This is a genomic window from Siminovitchia fordii DSM 16014 = CIP 108821, assembly GCF_000374565.1.
Classification (GTDB): Bacteria; Bacillota; Bacilli; order Bacillales; family Bacillaceae_C; genus Siminovitchia; species Siminovitchia fordii.
The window spans coordinates 1-10,556 of the sequence record NZ_KB894726.1 but is presented as its reverse complement, the minus strand read 5'-3'; the positions used below and the strand labels follow the sequence as shown (position 1 = coordinate 10,556).

Here is a 10,556-nt window from a genome sequence, read left to right as displayed (position 1 = left end):
ATAAGCAAGGAGCTGAGCTCCTATTTCAAGTGCTTAATTTGTGTTACGAACGGCGAAGTGTAATCGTTACGACAAATCTTCAGTTCGGACAGTGGAATCATATATTCGGAGATCCGATCTTGACGGAAGCGTTTATTGATCGCTTAATTCATTACTCACATTTACTGGTGTTCAATCGAGAAAGTTTTCGACACAAAGAATCATTACTCAATCATTAAAAAAGGGATGTTGGCAAGTAGCTACAATTTTAACTGCCAAATCATACATATTCTACTTGCCAAATACAATTTTTCACAAATCAATCACGAGCAGCAAAATTAAGTGATGATGGAACGGTCGTTGTAAGTCTGGCAAAATATCATAATCCTATTGAAGAGATAAACGCACATGCAGATAAGCAACAATTAGAATCAATAATGGATTTGCTTCAACCAGGATGGAGACAAGAAGTGGTTGTGCAACAATTTTTACCAAAACTAACGGTATCGTATAATTTCCCACATTTGAAACGAAAAGAAAACCCGGGTCCGAGCATACCAGAAATGAAAGGATTGTATATTGCAGGAGATTGGACCGGACATGAGGAAGTATTAGCTGATGCTGCAGCGGCGAGTGGGAAGCGTGCAGCGCGAGAAATTTTAAAAGCTAAAGAAATGATATTGGTAAAGGAAGGTTAATCGTTTTGGAGACTGAACAATTGTATCAGACGTATAGAACATTGTTATTTTCGATCGCCTACCGAATGACTGGGAGTGTTGCTGATGCTGAGGATCTTGTACAGGAGGCGTTCCTAACTTATAACAGTGTAAGCAGCGAAAAGGTCATTGAAAACAAAAAAGCGTATTTATGTAAGATCGTAATGAATAGGTCTATAGACAAATTGCGTTCCGCTGCTAGTAAGCGCGAGGTTTATGTTGGAGAGTGGCTGCCAGAACCATTGGTAGATAACGGAAGTGATCCTTCTGATACTTTTTTAATAAAGGAATCAATCTCAACCGCTTATCTCTTACTTTTGCAGCAGTTATCTGAGGATGAACGAGCTGTCTTCATATTACGAGAAGTTTTTCAGTATAACTATGAAGAAATTGCAGCTATTATTGAAAAATCATCCACTAATTGCAGGCAGATCTTCCATCGAGCGAAAAAAAGCATGGAAAATCGTCCGAATGCTTCTTCAATGGATTTTCAATCTATGAGGAGCAGGGTAGAACAATTTACGATGGCGCTTCAAAAAGGTAATATTCATAAAATGCTGGAGTTATTGAAGACAGATTCTGTATTTATTTCAGACGGAGGCGGCAAAGTAAAAGCTGCTTTAAATCCAATCTATACATCAGAACGAATTGTCTTTTTGTTTACAAGCATTATGAAAAAGTTGCCTGAGAACTCGAAAATGGAATTCAAAGAAGTAAATGGATATCCAGGCGTAGTCGTATTAATCAATGACTACGTCGCTTATGTGGTCTCAATAGAGTTCCTTGGTGATAAGATTTCCCGCATCTATATGGTGGCAAATCCAGATAAATTGGCACACTTACAAAATTATAAATAATGCTCAATATTTTTCACCTATCAAAAGCATACTATTAAAACTGACGGAGTCCTTGCGGAAGATAGACTCTGGCCGCCGGGTTTTCTGTCCTCATCTCACTTTTTCCATGGTAAGGCTGTGGGTCACGATGAGTGCTCTTTTTGCTATTAATCTATTATTAGGAGACCTTACAGGCGAACAGCAAGTTGGTGGACTGGACTTTTTCAGAAGCTAGGTAATGACGAAATAGTGGCAACGATTCAAGGCACTCAACCGATTAGTTGAGTGCTCTTTTTTAATGATTAATAGATGTTTGGCCAAATGACCATATTTTATTTGCGACGTCCATTATTATTTTCAATAAAAGTTTACCGAAATGGTAAACGCATCATTACTAAGAATTAAACGAGTTTAAATTAGTCCTTCCTGTAACGTTCTATAATTCAACGTGAAATAGGCTCTTACATCAGTAACAACAACCTAAAAGCAACATAATTTGTTGAGGAGAGTAGAAGTTTTTAATTACGCAAAACAGAATAGTATTCAACGCAACTCTCTTGTCTGGTGTAGTTTGCCCTAATGATTAAATAGAAAGGGGAGGTACAAATGCAGCATTTTCAAAACGAATTACAAGGGTTGGAAATGGGAAATTACCATGTTGGTGAATTGATTCCTATGAGCCAAGGTCCACTTCAGTACGACAGTAGGCTTTGTGGTGGTTTTCGTTGTGGGGGTTGTTTCCGATGTGGCGGTTGTTTTCGCTGTGGTGGTTGTTTTGGCTTTGGTTGTTTTGGCTTTGGCTTTGGCTGTTTTGGAGGATTTTTTATCTAGGTCAAAAGAAAAAATGGTTATTTTATAAAAAGAAAATGCCTCTGCACGATCTCGTGCAAGGCATTTCTTTTCTTGAAAAGTAAGAAAGCATAACATCAGAAGAAATATATTGTTCGAATTAAGATTCAATATGTCTAGCTCCGACGTAAAGGTAATATTAAGGCTAGTGAAGCGACAGGACAAAGAAAGCTTCGGCAACGTTACACCTCAGAAGAAAAAACGTAGCTTTTCCTAGGATGTAGCTGCATGAAGCGGCGACGTGCAGTACGCTCTAGTGCCACCGAAGCGATAGGATGTCACGGTCTGATGCGGCGACGCGCAGGACGCGCGGAAGCATGTCTAAGGTGAATGTGCTCCTGTGGCAAAGCTTATTCGGGGAAGCGTTGTTCCCTCGGCAGCAAAGTTGTACGCAGCATACTCAGAGATGCTTAACAAGAAGTGTTTAAAGTCAGCTACTTTGTTATGGTGGCTGAGAAACTCCCTCATCAAAATTTGCCTTGTGATTGTAGCCTAAGGCTGCGTGTCTTGCGCTTTCTTTATTGTTGAGCGAAACTATAAAATTCTATGCCTTTGGATAACTTGTTAATTGGAATATGCAACGTCCAGCTCCAGCGCCTATCGACTAGCAGACTTCGCGCCTCCGCCTACGATAAGTCAACATCTGCTCCTTCGTCGCGGTGTTTCCTTAATCTCGTTGGAGTCACTCCAGTCTGTACATCGATGAACAGGCGCTTACGCTCTTGTTCTGTTTGCAAGATGTTTGGCCAAATGACCAAATATTATTTGCAACGCCCCATAATAACTTTCTATTAAAATTCACCGGATTAGCTACTCCTCATCCCTTAAGAATTAAAACAGTTTAAATCAAAGTGCTTTCAACTTGAAATAGGCTCTTACATTAGTAACAACAACCTAAAAGCATCATATTTTGTTGAGGAGATCAGACGTTTTTTGTTACGAAGAACGGAAAAGTTTTTCAATGCAAGCCACTTGTCTGGTGTCAGTTTGCCCTGATTATTAAATACAAAGGGGAGGTACAAATGCAGTATTCTTATAACGAATTACAAGGATTGGCAATGGATAATTACCAAGTTGGTGAATTAATTCCTATTGATCCTCTGAGCCAAGATCCGCGCCAGTTTGGCGGTATGATGTGCGGAGGTTCTCGTTGTGGCGGTTTTCGCTGTGGGGGTTTTCGTTGTTTTCGCTGTTTTAGCTGCTTTAGTTGTTTTCGTTGCTTTAGCTGTTTTCGTTGCTTTAGCTGTTTTAACTGTTGGGGGGGGTAAGTCTCAAAAGAAAAAATGGGTTATTTTATGGAAAGAAATGCCTCTGCATGATCTGATGCAGGGCGTTTCTTTTCCGGGATGTATGGGAAATTAAAAAAATTTCTATTATGGATAATTTCTCCCTGTCAAGCTCCAGCGCTGGCCTTATGCGTGTCGCCGATAAGCAGGCACTCTCGTACTTCTTTATCCTTTATCTCGTTAGAGGCACTCCAGTCTATTACGTCGGAAATCGTCGCTCTCCGTTTTTCCTTTATCATATTGGACAGCTAAAAGTACATAAAATGGTAATGCGCAATTCGTAAAGATTAGGAATAAGGAGGAGCTGAATGTCAAAACTTAACTCGTCCACACGTCTGAAGGTTAATAGGGATACATTTTTCCTCCCTGATTCTAAGGGGGGAGTGTATTTTCGAAATAATTCAAGTTCATTTCGGATGGAAGGAAATACAATTTATCAATGGATTGAGAAGTTGATACCAATGTTTGATGGGGAGAAAACATTGGGAGAATTGACAGAGGGACTAACAACACCGTATCGGAACAGGGTTTATGAGATTGGAGAAACGCTATATAAGAATGGCTTTCTTAGGGATGTAAGCAAAGATACTCCCCATCAACTAAATAGTTCCGTTCTTGAAAAATATGCTTCGCAGATTGAATTTATAGAGAATTTTGTGGAATCTGGTGGATATCGTTTTCAAAAATACCGTCAAGCTAAAGTTCTGGCTGTTGGCTCGGGCCCCTTGCTAGTTGCATTGGTTTCGGCGTTACTGGAATCAGGGCTGCCTAAAATAAATGTCTTGGTAACAGATTCTATTCCTACAAGTCGGATGCGGCTGAACGAACTGGTGCAGAATGCCAGCAAAACAGATTCCGATGTAGAGTTAGCGGAGGTGCAATTTCAAAAAGAGGCGGGAAGGAGTTTTTGGAAAGAAGCCGTGCAGCCCTATGATTGGATTATGTACGTTTCACAGGATGGAAATGTAAATGAACTAAGGGAGCTTAACCTGATTTGCAAAGAGGAAAGAAAGGCATTTATCCCGGCCATTTGTTTACAGCAAGTGGGGCTCTCGGGTCCCTTGTTACATCCGGAATCGGAAGGGTGCTGGGAGTCTGCATGGCGCCGAATCCATCGATCTGCGTTGCATATAGAACAGCGGTCTCAGCCATTCTCTTCAACCACGGGATCAATCCTAGCGAATGTCGCTGTCTTCGAAATGTTTAAGAATGCTGTAGGAATTGCCGATCCAAACCAGAGTAATCAAATTTACCTGCTTGACCTTGATACGCTGGAAGGTGATTGGCTTTCATTCATCACACATCCGTTGGTTACATCTAGAAGCTTTACGCCCAACCTTGTTAAAGATCTTGATGTGAGGCTTAAACAGGAATCGCTCAGAGATAACTCGCCGAGTAATCTCCTGGAACATTTCAGTCAATTAACCTCTGAAAAGACTGGTATTTTCCATACATGGGAGGAACGAAATCTGTCACAGCTTCCACTTGCACAGTGCTCTGTTCAAGTGGTCAATCCAATGTCTGAGGGACCGGCAGAGCTCCTGTCAGAGGTTGTCTGTGCAGGCCTAACACATGAAGAAGCTAAAAGAGATGCGGGCCTTACAGGCATTGAAATGTATGTTTCACAAATGATCGATCCGTTGGAGTTAAAAAAACAGAATGATCAGGTTAGCGTGAACATTACCGAGGAATTTTTAGGCATCGGAGCAGGGGAAACAATCGAAGAGGCGGTTTGTCGAGGGCTACAGGTTTATTTAAATGAAGAATTGAGAAAAAGAAAGAGTGATCAACGGAATACGATATTTCATATGCAAATAGGATCAATAAAAGATAAATCATGCAGATTTTATTTAAATGCCCTGACTACCTTGAACGGTTCCCCAATAATCGGCTTGAGTGAGGATATATCAGGCTTCCCCGTGATAGACGTAAGATCGAACGGCCGTTGGTACTCAAGTGTAGGTTTAAATACCACATTAGCCATGCGAAATGCACTGCAACAAGCACTTTTGGATTCTCAAAGCCAGGAGAATTCCATCAAGAGGCAAGAGATGGAGTCAGCGGTTTTTCTTAAAAGAAAGGAAAACAATCTCGATATCCCCTCTTTAGATGAATTGCCGCAATGTGAGCTATTACAAACTTCCATTCAGGTCTTGAACCAAAACAACAAACGGTTATTAGTTTATGATCTTACATTCGAACCTTTTTTAAAACAAGAAATGGCAGGGGTGTTTGGTGTGCAGGTACGAGAGGGTGAATTCTAATGGCTACCCATATTCTAATTAACGGACAGGGGTTATTAGCGGATTTTGTCTATGAACAAATGTCCGGCAGTTATCTCGTAAAGCGTCAAAGTACAATAGAAGAGGTTCCCGAAGATACAAAACTGGCTCTGGTGCTGCACGATGCCTGGCATCCATCGGTTCATCAAAAAGCGGAAGAAAGATTCCGAGCCATGGGTATTCCGTGGCTTCGAGGTTTCGTTTCGTTTGGGGAAGGAATCATTGGACCATTGGTACACCCGGATATACCCGGATGTTCCCGTTGTTCTGACCTACGGAGGATGATAGCGGGAGCCGATAGCCGGGAAATGTGGGAGTTTCAGATGAGAATGGCTGCAGAAGAAAGCGAAAGGCGAGACGCATGGTCATCACGAACTGGACTATTGCATATGGCAACTCTGATATGTAACGAGGTGCAGAGACTCTCTCAAGGAGAAGCCAGCAACTTGGAAGAGAGGATTTTCATTACGAACCTTAGGACCTTAACGAACTCCAGTCATTTTTTCTTGCCCGACTCATCGTGTCCGGTATGCAGTCATTTACCTGATGATTCACCAGAATTGGCTAGAATCAAGTTAGAATCTAGCCCTAAAATTACTGCTGGTGCCTATCGATGTCGTTCGATGAACGAATTAAAAGAAGTGTTAGTCAAAGATTATCTCGATCATCGTACAGGTGTTATGAATGGGAAAGTACAGGATTTCACGCTGCCGTTTGCCGATGTTATCGTCAACATGCCTCTGTTTGGAGCGGATGAGGGAGTAGCAGGAAGGTCAAATTCTTATGAAATGAGTGAGCTGACTGCAATCTTAGAAGGTCTGGAGCGATATTGCGGGATCGGGCCACGAGGAAAAAGGACGGTAGTACGTGATAGTTATCGTCAATTAGAGAATCAAGCACTAAATCCTGCAAGAGTAGGTTTACATGAAAAGGAGCAATACGAAAAGCCTCATTTTCCTTTTAAACCGTTTCATCCTGATGCCCCAATGAATTGGGTCTGGGGCTACTCGTTTTTACACGAACGTCCTATTCTGGTTCCGGAGTTACTGGCCTATTACAGTTTGGGATATGGAGAAGGCTTTGTTTATGAAACTTCAAATGGGTGTGCATTGGGAGGGAGTTTGGAGGAAGCCATATTCCATGCCATTATGGAGGTCGTCGAACGAGACTCATTCTTGTTAACCTGGTATGCTCAGCTCCCCCTTCCGCGCCTTGACCTTAGCTCTGCCGATGACGAGGAATTACAGCTGATGGTCGACCGGATCTGTAAGGTGGCGGGATATGACCTTCATTTTTATAATTCGACGATGGAACATGGGATTCCGAGCGTTTGGGGAGTGGCAAAAAACAGAAGATCAAAGGGGCTAAACCTCATTTGTGCAGCCGGAGCTAACCCTGATCCTGTAAGGGCTGTAAAAAGCACGATTTACGAGCTCGCAGGAATGATGTCTAGGCATGGCGAAAAGCTGAAGGAAAACCGTAAGAAATATGAAGGGATGCTGCAGAATCCGTTCGGTGTGCGCACCATGGAAGACCATGGCCTATTGTATGGTCTGCCGGAAGCTGAGGAACGACTAAGTTTTTTATTGGACGATCATCGTCCTTTACGTACATTTGCCGAGGAATTTAAGCAGCCGCAGGCAAATACTGATTTGAAGGATGATCTTCAAGGTATTCTTGAGACTTTCCGCCGATTAAACCTTGAAGTTATAGTGGTTGACCAAACAACACCAATAACCGAACGGAACGGGTTATTCTGTGTAAAGGTATTGATTCCTGGAATGTTACCAATGACATTTGGGCATCATCTAACCCGTGTGAAAGGGCTGGAGAGGGTGCTCAGGGTACCAATGCAACTAGGATTTATGAAGGCACCGTTATCGTATGAACAGCTAAATCCAAATCCCCATCCGTTCCCATAATAGTAGAGTAGGAGGCTGAAGAGTGGAGCTCGAGACGTTTCTGCACCAACTGCATTTTGACACGGAAAAAGTCTCTCCGCCGGATTGGCAGGTGGATTGGGAAGACGCACCGTTGCCCTACAAACTGTATCGGGGATTACCAGAGGTTCCGCTTACTGCAGATGTGCCGTTGAGACTTGAGAGAAGGGAAGAACATCTAAAGCCTGTAATAGAGGAACTTGGTCATTTCCTATGGTATGTATACGGGCTTACTCAATACTCTCAATTGCCTTTTTATGAAGGGAAAGCCCAGTCGATACGGAGGTTTGTTCCCTCTGGAGGGGGATTGTACCCTAATGAATTATACGTATATATAAAGTTGGAAGAAGCTCCAGAGGGAATTTACCATTATGATGTTGCACATCACCGCCTAATATTAGTGCGCGAAGGAAATTACGATTTCTACTTATCCAAAAGTATGGAAAATGGCAATCATTTTTCCGACTGTTTTTGCACAGTTTTTATCTCGACGGTTTTTTGGAAAAACTTCTATAAATATCATAATTTTTCTTACAGGCTCCAAGGGCTTGATGCAGGTGTGTTAATCGGACAATCGCTGGAAGTGGCCAATCGGATGGGGTTCTCTTCACGGGTATGCTACCAATTTCTTGATCAGGCGATCAATCACTTGCTAGGGCTATCCGCACAGGATGAAAGTGTATATGCAGTGATCCAGTTATCTATGAATGAATCGAACGGTTGTGTTGACAACAATTATCACAGTGAAAAAATTGCTTCTGCCTCTGAATTGTGCCGGGAAGTACCATTATTACAGCATGTTACCTATAACCGTTCAAAGAAAGTTATTGATTATCCGATTCTGAGAAAAATGAATGAAGCTTCAATGGTTGAAACAACGAAGTCATTCGTGAAGACTAGGAAAAGTAATAGTCGGGAACAATCCTTGGGTACGGGGATGATCTTGCTGCCGTTTACGGAGAGCTTTTCGTACGACCTCGCATCCGTTTGCAGAAAGCGGCATTCACCTGATATCGATTTTATGATAGGAAAAGTGAGTCAAACACAGCTGTCCGCTTTATTGAAAGAAACATTTTCTTTCTCGTATCAGAATGACCTTGATGAAACGGATGGGAATATTGAGACTCGTGTTTCTTTGTATGGCAGTTTTTATAACGTAGAGGGAGTTCCAGATGGGGCCTACTCTTATGACAATAGCACTCACACACTTCGAAAGATAAACCAAGGAGATCACCGAGAGTTCTTACAAAATGGATTAACAATACCTAATGTGAATCTGTATCAAGTTCCGCTTTGTTTGCATGTCGTCGGAGAGAGGGATCACCTCAGAGAAGAATGGGGGTACAGAGGATATCGCATTCAACAGATGGAAGCAGGCATCCTCGTGCAACGCCTGCTCTTGATGTCGTGTGCTTTAGGGATGGGAGGCCACCCACTGCTAGGATTTGATGCGAACCAATGTGATGAACTTTACAGGATTGATTCACGAGGAAAAACCTGTTTGATTCAAATCCCGGTAGGTCCATACCGTCCGCGCGCTTGGTTAAAAGGTAGTTTGCATAGTTAGAGAATTTTGTTATCTGGAGGTCACGTGTCCCCCTCCAAACCAAAAAAGGACATAACCGAAGAATACAATACAATGTAAAATGGAACAGCAAAACGAATATACCAGACAGAAGCTTTTAGAAGAAAAAAACCGTGAAACTCTACGGAAAACGTAAATTGGATGTAGAACCAGTCTTCGGATTCCTGAAAGCCAATTTGCGTTTCATGCGTTTGTCCGTAAGGGACAAAGATAAAGTGGAAAACAAAGTGGGATTTGCGTTAAGAAAATAGGGCACAGCGAATCCCCATGTATCATTTAAAATAAAAATAACCTTTAAAAAATGGTTCCAACTATTAAAAAACGATGGGTGGAACCACTTTTATTGTTTTTGGCCAGTTATGTCTCAGCTATCTTTGGAAGCAAACTTCTAGGAATTTATGTGAAATGGTGGGTGAATCAGCGAAAGAAGTGGGCACCATGAGCAAATAGAAGTAAAAGAGTGGATGCTTCAAGTGTAGAAAACGGGGGTGTCGAACTCCTTATTAATGCTTTTGGTGTGTGATTGATACGAGAGATTGTGAATAACGTCATTAAGAAAGGTTTTGCGAAAAAAACAAAACAGTGTTTTTTCTTTTAATTAGGACAGTGTTTTTTAAAAAATGATAGGAAAGAAAGCATTGACTTAAGGAATATAAGGTGATAGTATATCTCTACTGGCAATACTCAAACTTAATTATTTTTCAAACGAAGAAAAAATATCAAAAAAGTATTGACTTTATATTGTTCATCATGTTATATTAAGAAAGTCGCCTCAAACGAGATTGAAAAACTACTTCAAAAAGTTGTTGACAAGATCTTGCGAGTGTGATAAAATAGAAAAGCTGCTCGAGAGAGCAACTTCAAGTTTGATCTTTGAAAACTGAACGAAACGAAACGTCAATAATTTTGATTGAAACAATGGATAATATCCATTGCCAGCTTTTGAGCTGACAAACTTCTTATACGAGAGTTTGATCCTGGCTCAGGACGAACGCTGGCGGCGTGCCTAATACATGCAAGTCGAGCGGATGAAAGAGAGCTTGCTCTCTGGATTCAGCGGCGGACGGGTGAGTAACACGTGGG

Annotated in this window: 7 protein-coding genes, 1 rRNA gene and 2 pseudogenes; all 10 read left to right on the top strand. The window is 41.7% G+C overall.

The annotated features are described in order from the left end of the window. Window positions 1-218, top strand: a 218-nt coding sequence (locus tag C509_RS25920; protein WP_018709005.1) for an ATP-binding protein, incomplete at its 5' end; no start/stop codon positions are given. Between the two features lie 33 nt (window positions 219-251). Next, window positions 252-677, top strand: a pseudogene (locus C509_RS26695) (FAD-dependent oxidoreductase); the annotation flags it as partial. Between the two features lie 5 nt (window positions 678-682). Beyond that, window positions 683-1,552 (top strand): RNA polymerase sigma-70 factor, encoded by an 870-nt coding sequence (locus C509_RS0122980; protein ID WP_018709278.1) that lies wholly within the window; start codon window positions 683-685, stop codon window positions 1,550-1,552. Window positions 1,553-2,137: 585 nt separating this feature from the next. Further along, window positions 2,138-2,362 carry a heterocycloanthracin/sonorensin family bacteriocin gene (locus tag C509_RS27615; protein WP_083934657.1) on the top strand — a complete coding sequence of 75 codons (225 nt, stop codon included), beginning with the start codon at window positions 2,138-2,140 and terminating at the stop codon, window positions 2,360-2,362. A gap of 1,040 nt (window positions 2,363-3,402) precedes the next feature. Continuing rightward, the gene (locus C509_RS27610; RefSeq protein WP_083934656.1) at window positions 3,403-3,648 is read left to right on the top strand and encodes a heterocycloanthracin/sonorensin family bacteriocin; all 246 of its coding nucleotides are present in this window, start codon (window positions 3,403-3,405) and stop codon (window positions 3,646-3,648) included. Between the two features lie 326 nt (window positions 3,649-3,974). Next, window positions 3,975-5,930, top strand: coding sequence for a putative thiazole-containing bacteriocin maturation protein (locus C509_RS0122965; protein WP_018709275.1), 1,956 nt, complete (start codon window positions 3,975-3,977; stop codon window positions 5,928-5,930). Next, on the top strand, window positions 5,930-7,870 hold the full coding sequence (locus C509_RS0122960; RefSeq protein WP_018709274.1) for a TOMM precursor leader peptide-binding protein: 1,941 nt from the start codon (window positions 5,930-5,932) through the stop codon (window positions 7,868-7,870). Before C509_RS0122965 ends, C509_RS0122960 begins: the two co-directional genes overlap by 1 nt. A gap of 22 nt (window positions 7,871-7,892) precedes the next feature. After that, complete coding sequence (locus C509_RS0122955) at window positions 7,893-9,455, top strand: SagB family peptide dehydrogenase (protein WP_018709273.1); 1,563 nt, start codon at window positions 7,893-7,895, stop codon at window positions 9,453-9,455. Between the two features lie 35 nt (window positions 9,456-9,490). Further along, window positions 9,491-9,724: pseudogene (locus tag C509_RS27605) on the top strand (transposase); the annotation flags it as partial. A gap of 708 nt (window positions 9,725-10,432) precedes the next feature. Continuing rightward, a 16S ribosomal RNA gene (locus tag C509_RS0122945) occupies window positions 10,433-10,556 on the top strand; the annotation flags it as partial.

What these genes read in the sequence shown, in the direction of transcription:
- C509_RS27615 (WP_083934657.1), top strand. Translation starts at nt 2,138, where the DNA reads ATGCAGCATTTTCAAAACGAATTACAAGGGTTGGAAATGGGAAATTAC.
- C509_RS27610 (WP_083934656.1), top strand. Translation starts at nt 3,403, where the DNA reads ATGCAGTATTCTTATAACGAATTACAAGGATTGGCAATGGATAATTAC.
- C509_RS0122965 (WP_018709275.1), top strand. Translation starts at nt 3,975, where the DNA reads ATGTCAAAACTTAACTCGTCCACACGTCTGAAGGTTAATAGGGATACA.
- C509_RS0122960 (WP_018709274.1), top strand. Translation starts at nt 5,930, where the DNA reads ATGGCTACCCATATTCTAATTAACGGACAGGGGTTATTAGCGGATTTT.